This is a genomic window from Streptomyces sp. NPDC034043 (genome assembly GCF_055575675.1).
Genome location: NZ_JBVISF010000006.1, coordinates 333,523 through 349,721, shown reverse-complemented (window position 1 = coordinate 349,721; position 16,199 = coordinate 333,523). Strand labels below are relative to the sequence as shown.

General features: G+C 74.4%; 13 protein-coding genes and 1 pseudogene. 9 read left to right on the top strand and 5 right to left on the bottom strand.

Features of this window, described 5'->3' with window-relative positions; genetic code table 11:
- The first annotated feature begins 36 nt into the window (after positions 1-36).
- Both ACZ51S_RS17930 and ACZ51S_RS17925 read left to right on the top strand, forming a co-directional pair.
- On the top strand, positions 37-1,098 hold the full coding sequence (locus ACZ51S_RS17930) for a quaternary amine ABC transporter ATP-binding protein (RefSeq protein ID WP_468476632.1): 1,062 nt from the start codon (positions 37-39) through the stop codon (positions 1,096-1,098).
- A complete protein-coding gene (locus tag ACZ51S_RS17925; RefSeq protein WP_468476606.1) occupies positions 1,098-2,891 on the top strand; it encodes an ABC transporter permease/substrate binding protein in 1,794 nt (597 codons plus the stop codon). Before ACZ51S_RS17930 ends, ACZ51S_RS17925 begins: the two co-directional genes overlap by 1 nt.
- A 103-nt stretch (positions 2,892-2,994) precedes the next feature.
- Here the strand turns inward: ACZ51S_RS17925 and ACZ51S_RS17920 are convergent, their stop codons facing one another.
- Complete coding sequence (locus ACZ51S_RS17920) at positions 2,995-5,151, bottom strand: MMPL family transporter (RefSeq protein WP_468961382.1); 2,157 nt, start codon at positions 5,149-5,151, stop codon at positions 2,995-2,997.
- Between the two features lie 299 nt (positions 5,152-5,450).
- Here ACZ51S_RS17920 and ACZ51S_RS17915 point away from each other — a divergent pair, with 299 nt between their 5' ends.
- The 4 genes from ACZ51S_RS17915 to ACZ51S_RS17900 all read left to right on the top strand — a co-directional run bounded on the left by ACZ51S_RS17915 (position 5,451) and on the right by ACZ51S_RS17900 (position 8,217).
- Entirely contained in the window at positions 5,451-6,620 is a 1,170-nt protein-coding gene (locus ACZ51S_RS17915) for a sensor histidine kinase (RefSeq protein WP_468476608.1), read from the top strand.
- A 35-nt stretch (positions 6,621-6,655) separates the two neighbouring features.
- On the top strand, positions 6,656-7,324 hold the full coding sequence (locus tag ACZ51S_RS17910) for a response regulator (protein ID WP_468803058.1): 669 nt from the start codon (positions 6,656-6,658) through the stop codon (positions 7,322-7,324).
- Positions 7,325-7,466: 142 nt separating this feature from the next.
- Positions 7,467-7,715: a hypothetical protein gene (locus tag ACZ51S_RS17905; protein ID WP_468803057.1), complete on the top strand. Its 249-nt coding sequence runs from the start codon at positions 7,467-7,469 to the stop codon at positions 7,713-7,715.
- A gap of 154 nt (positions 7,716-7,869) precedes the next feature.
- A complete protein-coding gene (locus ACZ51S_RS17900; protein ID WP_468961381.1) occupies positions 7,870-8,217 on the top strand; it encodes a hypothetical protein in 348 nt (115 codons plus the stop codon).
- 46 nt (positions 8,218-8,263) lie between these two features.
- Here the strand turns inward: ACZ51S_RS17900 and ACZ51S_RS17895 are convergent, their stop codons facing one another.
- Positions 8,264-9,001: a hypothetical protein gene (locus ACZ51S_RS17895; protein WP_468476612.1), complete on the bottom strand. Its 738-nt coding sequence runs from the start codon at positions 8,999-9,001 to the stop codon at positions 8,264-8,266.
- A gap of 175 nt (positions 9,002-9,176) precedes the next feature.
- Here ACZ51S_RS17895 and ACZ51S_RS17890 point away from each other — a divergent pair, with 175 nt between their 5' ends.
- Positions 9,177-9,425, top strand: a complete 249-nt coding sequence (locus ACZ51S_RS17890) for a DUF6158 family protein (RefSeq protein WP_388940223.1) — start codon at positions 9,177-9,179, stop codon at positions 9,423-9,425.
- 132 nt (positions 9,426-9,557) lie between these two features.
- Here ACZ51S_RS17890 and rpmG read toward each other — a convergent pair.
- Positions 9,558-9,723 (bottom strand): annotated as a pseudogene (gene rpmG / locus ACZ51S_RS17885) (50S ribosomal protein L33).
- A gap of 231 nt (positions 9,724-9,954) precedes the next feature.
- Between rpmG and ACZ51S_RS17880 the strand changes: the two are divergent.
- On the top strand, positions 9,955-11,478 hold the full coding sequence (locus ACZ51S_RS17880) for an MFS transporter (RefSeq protein WP_468961379.1): 1,524 nt from the start codon (positions 9,955-9,957) through the stop codon (positions 11,476-11,478).
- 89 nt (positions 11,479-11,567) lie between these two features.
- On the opposite strand, the gene ACZ51S_RS17875 is transcribed toward ACZ51S_RS17880, so the two are convergent.
- Positions 11,568-12,923 carry a helix-turn-helix domain-containing protein gene (locus tag ACZ51S_RS17875; RefSeq protein ID WP_468803055.1) on the bottom strand — a complete coding sequence of 452 codons (1,356 nt, stop codon included), beginning with the start codon at positions 12,921-12,923 and terminating at the stop codon, positions 11,568-11,570.
- A gap of 163 nt (positions 12,924-13,086) precedes the next feature.
- Here ACZ51S_RS17875 and ACZ51S_RS17870 point away from each other — a divergent pair, with 163 nt between their 5' ends.
- Positions 13,087-14,433, top strand: a complete 1,347-nt coding sequence (locus ACZ51S_RS17870; RefSeq protein WP_468476615.1) for a M64 family metallopeptidase — start codon at positions 13,087-13,089, stop codon at positions 14,431-14,433.
- A gap of 52 nt (positions 14,434-14,485) precedes the next feature.
- On the opposite strand, the gene ACZ51S_RS17865 is transcribed toward ACZ51S_RS17870, so the two are convergent.
- Complete coding sequence (locus tag ACZ51S_RS17865; RefSeq protein ID WP_468961377.1) at positions 14,486-16,153, bottom strand: carboxylesterase/lipase family protein; 1,668 nt, start codon at positions 16,151-16,153, stop codon at positions 14,486-14,488.
- Between the last annotated feature and the right edge of the window lie 46 nt (positions 16,154-16,199).

Here is a 16,199-nt window from a genome sequence, read left to right as displayed (position 1 = left end):
CGGCGGGCCGGCCCCGGTACGACCCGCGAGGTGTATGTGTCCACGCTCCAGGCCGAGCACGTCTACAAGGTGTTCGCCAGACGCCCCGACCGCCAGGCGGCCGCGGTCCGCGCGCTCGAAGCCGGCGCCGACCGCGACGAGCTGCGCGCCGACGGCACCACGGCAGCGGTGATCGACGCCTCCTTCCGGGTCGAGCCCGGCGAGATCTTCGTCGTCATGGGCCTGTCGGGCTCCGGCAAGTCCACCCTCCTGCGGATGCTCAACGGACTCCTCGAACCGACCTCCGGCCGCATCCTCTTCGACGGCCAGGACCTCACCGCACTGACCCCGCGCGAGCTGCGCCGCGTGCGCTCCACCCGGATCTCCATGGTCTTCCAGCACTTCGCGCTGTTCCCGCACCGCGACGTCCTGGCCAACGCCGCCTACGGCCTGGAGGTCCAGGGCGTCCCCCGGGCCGAGCGCGAACGGCGCGGCGCCGAGGCGCTGGCACTGTGCGGGCTCGGCGGCTGGGAGAAGTCCTGGCCCGACGAGCTCTCCGGCGGCATGCAGCAGCGCGTCGGCCTCGCCCGCGCCCTGGCCACCGACGCCGACCTGCTCCTGATGGACGAGTCCTTCAGCGCCCTGGACCCGCTCATCCGCCGCGACATGCAGGACCAGCTCCTCGAACTCCAGCGGACCCTGAAGAAGACCATCGTCTTCATCACCCACGACCTCAACGAGGCCATGCGCCTCGGCGACCGGGTCGCCGTCATGCGCGACGGCCGCATCGTCCAGCAGGGCACCGCCGAGGACATCCTGACCCGTCCGGCCGACCGCTACGTCGCCTCCTTCGTCCAGGACGTGGACCGCTCCCGCGTCCTCACCGCCGACGCCGTCATGGACGAGCCCACCGGGACCGAGCACGCCTGCGCCTGCCCCACCGTCAGCGCCGACACCCCGCTCGCCGACCTCTGCTCCGTGAGCGCCCGCGTCCCCCACCCCGTCGCCGTCACCGGCGCGGACGGCGCCGTCGTCGGCTCCGTGCCCAAGGACCGGCTCGTCGCCTTCATCGGTGACGAGCAACGGCCCCCGATGGCCTGCGCGGAGGTGGCCGCCTGATGCCCCGCCTGCACCTCGGAGCCTGGGCCGACAGCGCGGTCGGCTTCCTCCAGCGCCACCTGTCCTGGCTCTTCGACACGGTCAGCGCCCTGGTCGGCGGCCTCTACGACGGCATCGACGCCGTCCTGTCCGCCCCCGCACCGCTGCTCTTCGCCGGCCTCCTCGCCCTCGCCGCCTGGTGGCTGCGCGGTCTGCTCGCCGGCCTCCTGGCCTTCGGCGCCTTCGCGCTCGTGGACTCCGTCGCCCTGTGGGACGAGGCCATGTCCACCCTGTCCCTGGTCCTGGTCGCCACCCTCGTCACGCTGGTGTTCGCCCTCCCGCTGGGCGTCTGGGCCGCGCGCTCCGACAAGGTCAGCGCCGCCCTGCGGCCCCTGCTGGACTTCATGCAGACCATGCCCGCCATGGTCTACCTCATTCCCGGCATCATCTTCTTCGGCGTGGGCGTGGTCCCCGGGATCATCGCCACGATCGTCTTCTCGCTGCCGCCCGGCGTACGGATGACCGAGCTCGGCATCCGCCAGGTCGACGCCGAACTGGTCGAGGCGGCCGACGCCTTCGGCACCGCCCCGCGCGACACCCTCGTACGCGTCCAGCTGCCCCTCGCCCTGCCCACGATCATGGCGGGCGTCAACCAGGTCATCATGCTCGGCCTCTCCATGGTCGTGATCGCCGGCATGGTCGGCGGCGGCGGCCTCGGCGGCGCCGTCTACCGGGCCATCGGCAGCGTCGACATCGGCCTCGGCTTCGAGGCCGGTCTGTCCATCGTCGTCCTCGCCATGTACCTGGACCGCATGACGGGGGCCCTCGGCCGGCAGGTCTCCCCGGTCGGCCGCCGCGCCCAGGCCCTGGCCCGGTCCGCCGCGAGCGGCACGGCCCGGCTGTGGCGCCACCGCCCCCAGCCCGCGTACGCCGTCACCGCGGCCGTCGTCCTCGCCCTCGTCGCGGGCGGACTGAGCACCTTCGGCGGCTCCACGGCGCCGGCGGCCGCGACCGGCGCCGAGAACACCGGCAAGGGCCGCAAGATCAGCATCGGCTACATCCCCTGGGACGAGGGCACCGCCTCCACCTTCCTGTGGAAGGAGCTGCTGGAACGCCGCGGCTTCCGGGTGGACGCCCGGCAGCTGGAACTGGGCGCGCTGTTCACCGGACTCGCCGGGGGGCAGGTCGACTTCCAGACCGACGCCTGGCTGCCCGTCACCCAGGCCCAGTACTGGGAGAAGTACGGGAACCGGCTGGACGACCTGGGCGCCTGGTACGGGCCCACCTCCATCGAGCTGTCGGTCCCCTCGTACGTCGAGGACGTGCGCTCCCTGGAGGACCTCAAGGGCAAGGGGGCACGGTTCAAGGGCCGGATCATCGGCATCGAACCGAGCGCGGGCGCCATGTCCGTACTGAAGGACAAGGTCCTCAAGGAGTACGGCCTCGAAGGGGAGTACCAGGTCGTCGACGGCTCCACCCCGGGCATGCTCGCCGAACTCCAGCGGGCCTACGCCAAGAAGGAGCCGGTGGTGAGCGTCCTGTGGTCCCCGCACTGGGCCTACTCCACCTACGGGCTGACCAAGCTGGCCGACCCGAAGGGCGTCTGGGGCCGCGGCGACGGCATCCACACCCTCGCCCGCAAGGGCTTCGCCGCCGACGAGCCGGAGGTCGCCGCCTGGCTGCGTTCCTTCAAGCTGAACGAGGCCCAGCTCACCAGCCTGGAGGCGAAGATCCAGGAGATGGGCAAGGGCAAGGAACAACAGGCCGTCCGCACCTGGCTGACCGGCCACCCGGAGGTGGCGGGGCTCGTCTGACACGGCCGGGCCGCGGCGCCCGGGCCCGTCCGACACGACACGACGCGGCCGGGGCGCCCGGGAACCCAGCGGTCCCGGGCGCCCCGGCCTTCGCGTGCGCGGCTCAGCCCAGCAGCACCCGCTCGGTCTCGGGCCGGGCCGCCCGGTGCCCCTCCCCGCCCCGCACCCGCGGCCGCACCGGCCACCACAGGGAGCGGCCCAGCAGCGCGGCCAGCGCGGGCACCAGGACGACGGACAGGACGAAGGCGGACAGCAGGATCCCTACCGCCGTCGCGAAGCCCGTCTGCTGGGTCCCGGCGTGCGGGCTCACGGCGAGGCTGCCGAAGGACGCGGCGAGCACCAGTCCGGCCGTCGCGATCGCCGGCGCGGTGTGCCGTACGGCGCGGGCCACCGCCGCGCGGGCCGGTCCGGGCCGTTCCATCTCCTCCCGCAGCCGGTCGCTGATCAGGATGTTGTAGTCGGTGCCCAGCGCCACCACGAACAGGAACAGCACCAGCGGCAGCGTGAAGTCCACGCCCGGCCGCCCCAGCCCGTGCTGGAAGACCAGCGCCGACGCCCCCAGGGTGGCCGCGAAGCCCAGCCCGACGGCGATCATCAGCACCACCGGCGCGAGCAGGCTCCGCAGCAGCACCAGCAGGATCACCGCGATCAGCACCGCCGCCACCGGGAAGATGACCTTCAGGTCCTCGTCGACGGCGACCGCTATGTCCGCGAACACCGAGGCCGTACCGCCGACATGGGCCTCGGTCCCGGCCGGCAGGTGCACCCGGATGGTGTCCCGCACCGGCCCGGAGACCAGGTCGCGGGCCTGCTGCCCGCCGGAATCCACGGTCAGCAGCAGATCGATCCGGGCCGCCTTCCGGTCCTCGCTCACCACCGTCGGGGCGACTCCGCCCACCCCGGGGACCTTGGCCAGCGCCCCGGCCAGCGCGGCCACGCGCTCCGGGCCGAGCGGAGCGCCGTCCTTCGCGGCGACGAGCACGCTCGCCGGGTCCGAGACACCGGCGGGCAGGGCGCGGGAGATCTCCGCGGCCGTCTCCACCGCGGCGGTCCGCTCGCCGTCCGCGCCGGACCCGTAGTCCATGCGGATGCCGGCCAGACCCGCCGTCAGGGCGCCGAGCAGCACCAGCGACGCGAGGACCAGCGCCACCGGACGCCGGGCGGTCAGCCGGCCGAGCGCGCCCGCCACACCCTCGCGGGGCTCGCGCCGCAGGGCCTTCGAGGGCCAGAACATCCTCCGGCCGGTCACGGCCAGCAGCGCCGGCATCAGCGTGAGGCTGCCCAGCAGCATCACCAGCACCGACACCGCGATCGCCGGGCCCAGCACCCGGAACTGGCCGAAGGAGGCGATCCCGAGGGTGGCGAACGCGGCCACGATCGTCAGGGCCGCCGAAGTGACGGCCGTGCCCACCCGGCCCGCGACCTCCGCGGCCGCGGCGCGCCCGCTCTGCGCCGGGTGGCGCCGCAGCTGCTCACGGAAGCGGAACAGAAGGAAGAGGAAGTAGTCGATCCCGATGCCCATGAGCACCACGTTGATCAGGCCGGGAGTGGAGGGCGCCAGCCGGATGCCGCTCGCCATCGACGCCATGACCACCGCCCCGACCGCGGCACCGCCGATGACGGCCACCGAGACCAGGGGCAGCAGCGCCGCGAACACACTGCGGAACACCAGGACGTGGAGCAGCACGATCAGCCCCGTCACCACCGCGCCGACCACCGTCGACCGGGTCTTCTCGGCATCGGCGGTGTCCACCGTGGCGGCCAGGCCGCCCGTGAACCCCGTCCGCAGTCCCGCCTCCTGGAACGCGGCCCGCGTCTGCTCGCGGAAGGCCTTGTAGGTGCCCTGCACCCCGGGGTCCTCCGGATTGCCCTTCAGCTCCACGGACAGCAGCCGGAAGGACCGGTCCGGGGCCGTCATCCCGGCGCCGATGCGCGGGACCTGGGAGTGGTCCTGCGTGAACGGCGGATCGTCCTCCGTCCTCGGCATGGTGACCTTCGTCCGGGCCAGCCGCCGCGACACCTCCTCGATCCGGCGCTCGTCGGGCGCGGCGAGCGCCGCACCGTCCGTACGGGCCACCAGGACCGTCAGCGGGTCGGAGTCCGGCCGGGCCCCGAAGCTCTCCTCGGCGATCCGCAGCGCGGCCGCCGAATCGTAGGAGGCGGGCAGGAAGCCGTCGTTGCCGGGCTGGGTGGCGCGGAAGACGAACACCTGGCCCAGGATCGCCACGGCAATGCCCAGCACCGCCCAGAGGGCGATCACCTTCCATGGGTTCCTCGTCGAGCATCCCGTCAGGGCGCGGATCACTGTTCTCCTCCGGTGGTGCGTGCGGGTACCGGCCGGGGCGACCGGCCGGTACCCAGAACATCAGCGTCCGGACGGGAAAACGTCCTGGTGGAGAAGGAGAACGCCGCCGGGACCAGGGTCCGGGACACCGCTGCGACCAGGACCTGGGTCCTGGTAGCACCCCGTCCCCGGGGCCGGTGTCCCGGGGACGGCCCGATGGGAGAATGGATCTACGAGGACGGCCCGCCGGCGGTCCGTGGCGGAGGAGCCGAAGGATGGGCACGCGTGCCGAGGGGTTGACGTGGACGCGCAACGACGCACTGGTGGCGGTCGGCGCGGCGGCCGTGGACCTGACGGGCTTCGCCTTCGACACCCAGTTCGAGGACGCCTCGCTGGAGGTCACCGCGGCGTTCTTCGTGGTGGCCTCGTCGCTGGCCCTGCTGGCCCGGCGCCGTCACCCGGCGGTGACACTGGCGGCGGTCCTGCTGCTCGGCGCGGCCGTGAACCTCACGGCTTCGGTCTCCCCGCACTTCGGCCTCACCCCGGCCGTCGCCCTGTACTCGGTCGCCGTGGCCTGCCGGCCCTCCGTGGTGGTGTGCGCCGTCCTCGCGACGGCCCCCCTCACCAGCCTCGGGCAGGGCGGCCTGCCCTTCGACCCGGGCCTCGGGCTCATCGCCAACACGGGCGCCAGCCTCCTCGTCGTCACCACGGGGCTCATGGCCAAGCGGTGGCAGCGGGAGACCGAGGCCAAGCGGATCCTGCTCGCCGAGCGGGCGGTGGCCGAGGAGCGCCGTCGCATCGCGCGCGAGCTGCACGACATCGTCGCCCACCACATCACCACCATGCAGCTCATGGCCGGCGGCGCCCGCGCCAACCTCGCCCATGACCCCGGGGCCGCCCGCGAGGCGCTGGTCATCCTGGAGGACTCGGGCCGGATGGCCCTCGGCGAGATGCGCCAACTGCTGGACGTCCTGCGGGCCGGGGAGGAACCGGAGACCGGCCCGCCCGCCCCGCAGCCCGGGGCCGCGGACCTGGAGCGGATTGTCACCGAGTCCCGGCTCGCCGGGATGGACACGGAGTTCACCGTCAGCGGCCCCGCCCGCCCGCTGCCGCCCACCGTCGGCCTCACCGTGTTCCGGGTCGTGCAGGAGGCCCTGACCAACGCCCGCAAGCACGCGGGGAACGCCCCGGCCAGGGTGCGGCTGACGTACCGGCCGGACGAGGTCGCCGTGGAGGTCTGCGACGAGGGCCCCGGCGACGGCGCCGCCCGGCGCACGCCCGGCCGGCCGCCCCGGCACGGCGGGTACGGTCTGATCGGCATGCGGGAACGCGTGGCCCTGCACGGCGGCACCCTGGAGGCCGCGCCCCGCGACGACGGCGGCTTCCGCGTCGCGGCCCGCCTCCCGGTGCCCCCCGACGGGACACCGCACCCCGGACACGCCTGACCCCCGCTCCACCCGCCACGAGAGGAACACCACCGATGATCCGCGTGCTCATCGCCGACGACCAGCCGCTGGTACGGCGCGGCCTGGCCCTGATACTGGCGCCCGACCCGGACATCGAGGTGGTCGGCGAGGCGGCCGACGGGGCCGAAGCCGTGGACCTGGCCCAGCGGCTGCGCCCCGACGTGGTGGTCATGGACATCCGGATGCCGGTGCTCGACGGCGTCGCCGCCACCGGACGGCTGGCCGAGGTCCGGCCCGAGTCCCGGGTGCTCGCCCTGAGCACCTTCGACATGGACGAGTACGTGGTCGCCGCCCTGCGCGCCGGCGCCTACGGCTTCCTGCCCAAGGACATCTCCCCGGAGGAGCTGATCGCCGCCGTCCGCACCGTCCACACCGGGGAGGCCGCCGTCGCGCCGAGGCTGCTGACCCGGCTGCTCTCCGCCTACGTACGCACCACCCCGCGCGAGCCCCGGCCCGCCCCGGAGGCCCCCGTCGGGCTCACCCCGCGCGAGCTGGAGATCTGGCGGCTGCTCGCGACCGGCCTGGACAACGCCGGCATCTCCGCGGAGCTGGACATCAGTGTTTCCACGGTCAAGAACCACATCACGGCCGTCTTCGGCAAGCTGGGCGTACGCGACCGGGCCCAGGCGGTCATCGCCGCCTACGAGACGGGGCTGGTCCAGCCCGAGCGCGGGGGCGCTTGATCACCCGGTGCCCGCGGGAACACCGGAACCCCCTGGAACTCGTACGCCTGACCAGCCGGAACACTGGATGATCCGCCGGTGCGCGGGGAGCTCCGCGCATGGCACAGTGCCAGGAGCACAACCGCCGGACCAGGGAGCCCCCATGCGTGATCCGCACACCGCGCCGCCGGTACTCGCCGCGGCGCCCGAGTGCCGGACCGGTCCCCGCCCCGCCCCGCCGGCGTCCCCGCTGCCCGTCTGCCCGCGGTGCGCGGGCGCGCCGGAACGGATCTCCTGGCGCCAGCGCCCGGGCGAACCGGTCGACCTGCTCTTCGACCCCTGCGGCCACCGCTGGGCCTCCCCGGCCCCGCCCGTCCTGGCCGTCACCCCGCCCGCCCCCCTCAGCCCCTGACGACCGCGCCGCCCCCCGGAGCGAAGCCCCCGGCGCCCTCCCGCCCCGGCCGTCCGCGGTGACCTCGTATCCTGCCCTCAGCACACCTGTGAGCAGCAGCATCGATGAGCCGTGTCGCGCCCCGCGCGCCGACCGGCGGGAGCGGGAGAACCTGATGGACGTGCAGCACTTCGAGCGGATCACCGCGTTCATCGAGGCCCGGCTGACCCCGTTGTTCGACGCGGAGACGGGAAGCGAGCGCGGCTTCGCGATGGACGACACCTCCCGCGCCCTGCGCGCCCTGCGCAACAGCGTGCTGGAGGCCTCCGCCGTCAAGGGGCTCATCGAGACCCGTGCGACGGCCGATCCGCTGCTGCGCAAGGTGATCGACCAGTCGGTGGAGCACCACTGGGACGTGCTGCGCGGCATCGCCCGCCAGTGGGAGGACCACGCCGACTTCCGCCGGGAGTTCAAGCGCCACGCGTGGGAGCTCGACGGAACGCCCTCCACCGCCTCCGCCTGACCCGCCGGACTCCGTGGACGGTGAACCGGGCGTCCGGTTCCCGGAACTAAGGGGTGGGGGCGCCCCCGATCAGGTTGTCGATCCGGCGCTGGAGTCCGCTCCAGCGCCGGTCGTGCCGGTACGCCCGCTTGACGGTCCGGGCCCGGGCCCCGGGCCGGTGGACGTAGAAGCGGCGCGCCCACGGTGACGCCGGCCGGGCCAGCCGTACCGCGGCGATCAGGGCGATGAGCGGCACGATCGCCCCGAGCATCGCGAGGCGCGGTTTGCCCTTCAGCAGTGCCACGGCGGCCAGCAGCAGGTTGAACAGCACCGTGCCCCCGAGGAGCAGACGGTTCGTCTGCTGGTCCTCGGTCAGGCCGTCGACGCCCAGCGGCAGGAACCCGCACAGCAGCAGTCCCGCCAGGGCCGACGTCATGATCACGGCCTCGACGCTGAGGGTGCCCTCCTTGCTCCAGTAGACGTCGCTCAGGTGCAGGATCAGGGCGAACTCGTCCAGGACCAGGCCCGTGCCCGCCCCGAACAGCACGGCCGCCACCCAGGAGCCCCACCCCGTCCGGCCGCCGGCGATCGCGGTGAACCCGCCGACGGTCATCAGGACCACCCCGGGGACGCAGTGGTGCACGTGCAGACCGCCCGGCGCGACATTGCGGAAGGGGCCCTTCCCGGCCCGGATCATCCGCGTGATGACGCGTGTCACCGCGAAGGTGACGACGAACGCCGACAACGCCAGGAGCAGCGGCAGTTTCCCCGGCTCCAGGATGTTGCGGTACCACCAGTCGCCCATGCCGTCACCCTCCCGGCACCGGCCGGCCCGCGCACCGCGGGGACCGCCGTTCGGGCGCCCGGGGAGGCCCGCCGCGGCGGCCGGCGGGGCTCGGCCGGGCGTGCGGGAGCCGGGGTGCGGCCCGGACGGCTGATCGGACCCGACCCGTTTACCGTAGGACGTGGAGGTGGTTGCCATGGCGGAGCAGCACGCCGCAGGTGCGTCCGCGCGGGATCTGGAGGACGGCCGACTGCTCAAGGAGCTGGAGACCATCCACCGCACGCGCCACGAGACCCTGCTGCACGGCTCTGACGACGCGCTGGCCACGCACACCCAACGGCTCAAGGAGCTGGAGGAGGAGTACGTGCGCCGCCACCCGGAGCGCGCCCCCAGTGCGGCCCGTACCCGCTCCGGTGCACGCGCCCGCACCTCGGGCGAGGGCTGAGCACGGGTTCCCCCCGGAAACTGGTCCGCCCCGCGAATGCGCGGGGCGGCAGTGGGTTTGTGCCCTGCGGCGGGGCGGTGAAACCCGGTCCGCCGCGAATCGGCGCCGGCGAAGGCGCGCGGGGTCAAGGGGTCAGCGTTCTTCTCGGAAGTCGACGTGCCGGCGCAGCACCGGGTCGAACTTGCGCAGCACCCATCCGATCGGGGTCGTTGCGCCGGTTCTTGCGGGTGACGTAGGTGTAGCCGGTCCCCGCGGTGGAGCGGAGCTTGACGATCGGGCGTATGTCATTGCGAGCCATGACCTCAGTATATGACAACGGTTCCCATTTTCAATAGAGCCGGATGGGGCGCGCCCGCGCCCGCCAGGTGAGTCATTCTTGCGTCCAGTGAGACAGATTTGTATCATTCGAGGCGAAGGAGGCTCATCATGGTGCCCGAATTAAGAACTGCTCGACGCCGCCGGCCTCCCCGAGGCCACCGCCGGCGCCGCCGGGCGGCTCCCTCCCGTGCGCTACCCCGAACGGAACTCCATGCACACCCCCACGCAGGACCCGCGCCGCTGGATCGTCCTCGCGATCCTCTCCGGCAGTCTCCTGCTCATCTCGATGGACACCACGATCCTCAACGTGGCCTTCCCCTCGCTCGTCGCGGACCTCCGGCCCGGCGCCGTGCAACAGCTGTGGATCATCGACGTCTACGCCCTCGCCCTGTCCGGGCTGCTGGTCACCGCCGGGGCCCTCGGTGACCGCTGGGGCCGCAAGCGGCTGCTCATGGCGGGCTTCGGCATCTTCTCCGCCGCCTCGCTGATCGCCGTGTTCTCCACCGAGGCCTGGCACGTGATCGCCGCCCGCGCCCTCCTCGGCGTCGGCGGCGCGGCGATCATGCCGGCCACCCTGTCGATCCTGCGCAGCGTCTTCACCGACGCCAAGGAGCGCGCCTTCGCACTCGCCGTCTGGGCCGCCGTGTTCGGCGGCGGCATGGCCTTCGGCCCCGTCGTCGGCGGGCTCCTCGTCCAGGACCACGGCTGGCACTCCGCCTTCCTCCTCAACCTCCCCGTCGCCGCCCTCATCGTCGCGGTGGGCCTGCGCTACCTGCCCGAATCGCGCGCCCCGCGCGGCACCGGCCGGTGGGACTGGTGGGGCGTCGGCCAGTCGATCGTCGGCATGCTCGCCCTCGCGGGCGGCATCAAGCAGCTCGGCAAGAGCGGCGTCGCCGACCCGCTGCCCTGGGTCCTGCTCGCCGTCGCCGCCCTCGCGCTCACCGTGTTCGTCCGCCGCCAGCTGCGCCTGGACGAGCCGCTGCTCCAGGTGCGGCTGTTCACCAGGCCCGCCTTCAGCGTCGCGGCCACCGCGATCTTCCTGCCGATGGTCGGCATGGGCGCGATCCTCTTCCTCGTCACCCAGTGGTTCCAGTACGGCCAGGGCTACACCCCGCTGGAGGCCGGGCTGCGCCTGCTGCCCGCCCCGCTGGCGCTGATCTGCGCCTCGCTGGTGGCGCCGGCGCTGATGCACCGCTACCCGATCCGGCACGTCCTGGGCGCCGGGCTGGTGGTCCTCGCGGCCGGAATGGCGATGCCCTGGACCGTGCAGCGGTTCACCGAGCCCGGATATCCGGCCTTCGCGGCGGGGCTGACCGTGATGGGGCTGGGCGCCGGCATCGCGACCACCGTGGCCTCCGTGACCCTGGTCTCCGCCGCGCCCGCCGACCAGGTCTCCAGCGCGGCCGCCATCGAGGAGACCTGCTACGAACTGGGCTCCGCGATGGGCGTCGCCATCCTCGGCAGCACGGCCGCCGCCCTCTACCGGGGCAACCTGCCGGTGCTCGACCTGGACGGCCCGGCCGCGAGCGCCGTACGGGACTCGGTCGGCGAGGCGGCGCACACCGCCGAACGGCTCGGTGGCGCCGTCGGCCAGGCCCTGCTGGAGACCGCCTCGCAGGCCTACACCCTGGCGATCACCCCGGCCTTCCTGATGGCCGGAGCCCTGGCCGTCGCCGCCGCGGCCACGACCTGGGCGCTGATCCCGCGCGACCTGGAGCCCACCGAGAACCACTGACCCGCCCGCCCCGCCGCGACGGGGTCACGCCCCCGCGGCACGCCCGCACCGCCGCGGCCGCGTGACGCCCGCACCGCTCCCGCACCGCCTCAGCGCGGCGCCGGGAGCGGTGCCGTGTGCGCCGGGGCGGCCGGAGCCGGACCCAGGGTGGTCGTGCCGGGCGCCGAGCGGTACCCGAGCCCGGTGCGGTAGGCGTCCATCGCCGCCTCCGTACGCCCCGACCGGCGCAGCAGGTCGCCCAGCAGCCGGCACAGGTCTGCGAGGTCACCGCCCGCCCCGCTGCGCTCCAGCAGGGCCAGCGCCCGGACGAAGTGCTCCTCGGCGCCCTCGGGGTCCCCCCGTTCCTGCGCGATCAGCCCCAGCAGCCGGTGCGCGCCGCCCGCGTGCACCGCCCCCGGGTCCGACCCCTCCTCCAGCAGCCCCGACACCAGCTCCGCGGCTTCCTCGTACCGGCCCAGACGGCGCAGCACATCGGCCAGCTCCACCTCCACCTGCGCGGTGTACAGCGCCGCCCGCCGCGCCGTCAGCATCTCCCGGGCGATCCGCAGCTCCCGCTCCGCCGCGCCCAGTTCCCCGTGCTGCGCCTGGACGTAGCCGCGCATCCAGTGGCAGTGCGCCAGATCGGTGCGCAGCCGCAGCTGCCGGTAGACGGCCTGGGCCTTCGCCAGGGAGGCGTCGGCATCGGCCACCCGGCCCTCGGTCAGGAAGGTCCGCGCGACCTGCCGGTGCATCCCCGCCACCAGCGCCGGATCCCCGACCTGCGGAGCCAGCGCCAGCGCGAGTTCCGCGGCATGGGCCGCGCGGGCGTGCGCGCCCATGTCGATGTACGGGCCGATGACCGCCGAGTACAGCAGCACCAGCGCCTCCGGGTCCCCGAGTCCGCCGGAGTTCAGCGCGTCGATCGCCGACTCCAGCAGGTAGCAGGCGTACCGCAGCTCCCCGGCCAGCAGGTGCGCGACGGCGCGCCCCCGGACCGCCCGGGCCCGGCGGGGCAGCGGCTCGTCCGCCAGCAGCAGCTCCGCCGCCTCGAAGTGACCCGCCGCCCCGGCCAGTTCACCGGACTCCAGTGCGCAGTCGCCGAGCCCGAGCAGCGCCTCGGCCCGCTCGTCGGCCAGGCCCAGCCGCTCGGCCTCGGCCAGCAGCCGCCGGAAGTGCGCGGCGGCCTCCTGCGCCGAGCCGGTGGCCAGGATGCGCTGGGCGTCGGTGAGGGCGAGCCGCAGTTCGGTGGCCAGGTGCGCGGGGCGCCCCGTGGCGAGCTCCTCGTACGAGGTGCCGAGCCGTTCCGCGAGGAAGCGCAGCGCGGTTTCCGAGGGCCGCACCTTGCCGGCCTCCAGGGTGGACACGTACGCCGGGGTGTACGCCGGTTCCGCCAACTGCCGCTGGGTCAGACCGCGTTCGGCGCGGAGCCGCTGCACCCGGCGCCCGATCTCGGCCGGTTCGTCCATGAACTCCCCCTGTTGTCACCCTGGGTGTCTCAACTCCCCAGTATTCAACGGCGGTCGGCCATTGCGCACCGCCTCGACCGCCACCTAGTTTAAGCAGCCGGTTCAGCAGACTTAACCGCTCACTTAACCGTGCCCCCGACTCCCTTCCCCCACGGAGGACTTCATGAGGCGAACCGTCCGGCCGGCCCTGCGCACGGCGCTCGCCGCGGCCTGCGCGAGCGCCGCGCTCCTGGCCGCCGCCCCCGCGCCCCCGGCAGCCGCCGACCCGCCCCGCCGGACCGGTGTGGAGGTCGAGATACCCGGGCCGGAACACGGGGGCGACGCCGGATCCGGCCACGTCCTGGTGCCGGCGGCCGGACCGGCGAAGGCCGCGCCCCGGCTCTCCGAGGCCGCACGCGCCGCCGACGGCCGGGTCACCAAAATGATCGACAACGGCCCCACCGCGGACCGGCTGGACGTGGTCGTGATCGGCGACGGCTACACCGAGGGCGAGCTGGACCGCTTCCACACCGACGCCCGGGCCAAATGGGCCGAGGTCACGGCCGTCGAGCCGTACACCACCTACCGCGACCTCTTCAACGTGTGGACCGTGGACGCGGTGTCCGCCCAGTCAGGGGTCTCCGGCGACCCGGCCCAGGACACCGTCCGGGACACCGCGCTCGGCTCCTCTTTCTGGTGCGAGTCCATCGAGCGGCTGCTCTGCGTGGACCAGCCCAAGGTCGACGCGTACGTCGCCAAGGCGCCCGCCGCCGACCTGGTGATCGTCCTCGCCAACAGCGCCAAGTACGGCGGCGCGGGATACAACGAGCCGAGCGCCACCCTCGGCTACGAGGGCATCTCCACCGCGTCCGCCGGTCACCCCAAGTCCGGGCAGGTCGCCATCCACGAGACCGGCCACTCCCTCGGGAAGCTCGCCGACGAGTACTTCTACCCGGGCGTCCCCGGCTACGAGAAGTACACCGGCCGCGAGCCCGCCGACATCAACACCTCCACCCTGGACGCCTCCCGGATGGCCCGGGAGCGGGCCAAGTGGCACCGCTGGCTCGGCGAGACCTCCCCCGACGGCGGCACGGTCGGCGCGTACGAGGGCGGCGGCTACTACGTCACCGGCCTCTACCGGCCCACGGACAACTCCCTGATGCGGATCCTGGGCAAGCCCTTCAACCTCCCCGGCGTCGAGGCGATGATCGCCGGCTTCCACCGGCACGCCCGCCTGGCGACCCCGCTCACCCCCACCGACCGCACCCTGCGTCTGGGGGACGCCGCCGAGGTGGCCGTCCCGCGCCTGTACGGGGCCGACGGGCGCGAGCCGGAGGTGCGCTGGTACCTCGACGGCCGGGAGCTCAAGAGGTTCGCGGGCCGCAGCGAGGTCCGGGTGGCCGAGCTGTGGCTGCTCGACCTGCGCGGCCACAGGCTGTCGGTCAGCGTGCGGGACCGCACCCCCTCGGTCCGCGACCCGGAGATCGCGCGCGCCCTGGTCTCCACGGTCGCCTGGGACGTCCGGCTCTGAACCCCCGCCCCCGGGCGACCGCCCGGGGGCGGCGCCCCGGCCGGTCCGGCCGTCACCGGCCCGCCCCGGAGGCGGGGGACGCGGGGACGGGCAGGCCGTCCCAGAGGGCGCAGTGGTGTGCGGCCGCCGGGTCGATCCGCCGGATACCGCCCGTGCCCGGCGCCAGGCTCAGCACGGAAGGGGCGGGCGGCGCGAACCGGGGCCAGACGGGGGAGTCCGGCGCGTTCGGCGAACCGGTGCGGGCGAAGCGCGTCCAGTAGTCCGTCATCCGGCCGGACAGGGCGCGCTGGGGCTCCGTCAGCTCCGCCATCGTGAACAGGTAGGGCAGTTCGAAGCCGTGCGCCGCGCCGTACGGAAAGCCGGCCGGCTCGGGCAGGCCGGTGAAATTGGGCGCCGTCCTGTCACTGAAGAGGTAGCCGTACACCGGCACGTGCCGGGCCAGCGCACGGCCGTCCCGCAGCGTGGGGCAGGTGAAGGACGCGTCGGAGAGCACCGCGGCCCAGGCCAGCGCGGGCGTCGCGAAGTGGCCCGGCGGATAGGCCGCTTCCACGGCGGGGGCCGCCGCACCGAAGGAGACCCGCAGCCGCTCCCGGTAGCCCTCCGCCCCCTCCACCGGATACGCGGCCAGGGTCTGCCCGAGGAAGATCCGCATCTCGTCGAGGTTGCTGCCCTGCATCACCGGCACCCGGTGGAAACGCCCCGAGACCAACGCCCGCGCCGGCTCGGCCGGCAGCAGGGCATTGCCGTACGCGACCCCGGAGAACCGCTCCATCAGCTCCGCCGTCAGCAGCCGCCCCGTCTCCAGCCCGCGCAGGCAGTCGAGCACCCGGCCCGCCGGCCGGCCGCCGCAGCCGAGCGCGCCGGCCGCGGCCGCGCCGGCCGAGACCGTGCGCTCCTCGGGCACGAACGGCTCGTACGTCCCCAGCGTCGGCAGCAAGGAGTACGGCGGGATGGTCGTCGAGCAGGATCCGCTCTGCACGATCGCCCGCTGGAACAGGCCCGCCGAGCCGGGGGAGACCAGGTGCGCGCAGACGCTGAGCCCGCCCGCGGACTCCCCGAACACGGTGACCCGCTCCGGATCGCCGCCGAAGCGGGCCGCGTTCGCCCGTACCCAGCGCAGCGCCGCCTGCTGGTCGGCGAGCCCGAAGTCCGGCGCGCCGCCCAGCTCCGGGTGGCCGAAGAAGCCGAAGACGCCGAGCCGGTAGTTGACCGTGACCACCACGGCGTCGCCCCGCACCGCCAGCGGCTCCGGCCGGTACGTGTCCGCCGAGCCGACGCGGAAGCCGCCGCCGTGGAACCACACCATCACCGGCCGGCCGCGTCCCCGCCCCGCCGGGGCGGTGACGTTCAGGAAGAGGCAGTCCTCCGAGCCGGACGGCCCGCCCGGGCCGAGCGGCGGCAACTGCGCGCAGGGAGCCCCCGGCGCCCCCGCGTCGAGCACCTCCGTCCGGTGCGGCGCGGGCCGCGGCGGCCGCCAGCGCAGCGGGCCGGTCGGCGGGGCCGCGTACGGGATCCCCTGGAACGTGTCGTACGCCCCGTGCGCGCGCCCCCGTACGGGTCCCTCGGCGGTCCGGACCACGGGCCGCTCGCCCTCGCCGGCCACGGCCACGGCGGCGGGCGGCCCCGAGCCGGCCGCGCAGAGCAGGACCAGCGCGGCCAGCGGCGCGCCCAGCGGCCGGCGGCGGACGCGCGCGCCGCGGGCGGGTCGGGGATCCGGCACGGCTGCCCCCTCCTCGACGGGTCGGTCGGGCCACTGTGACGCGGCC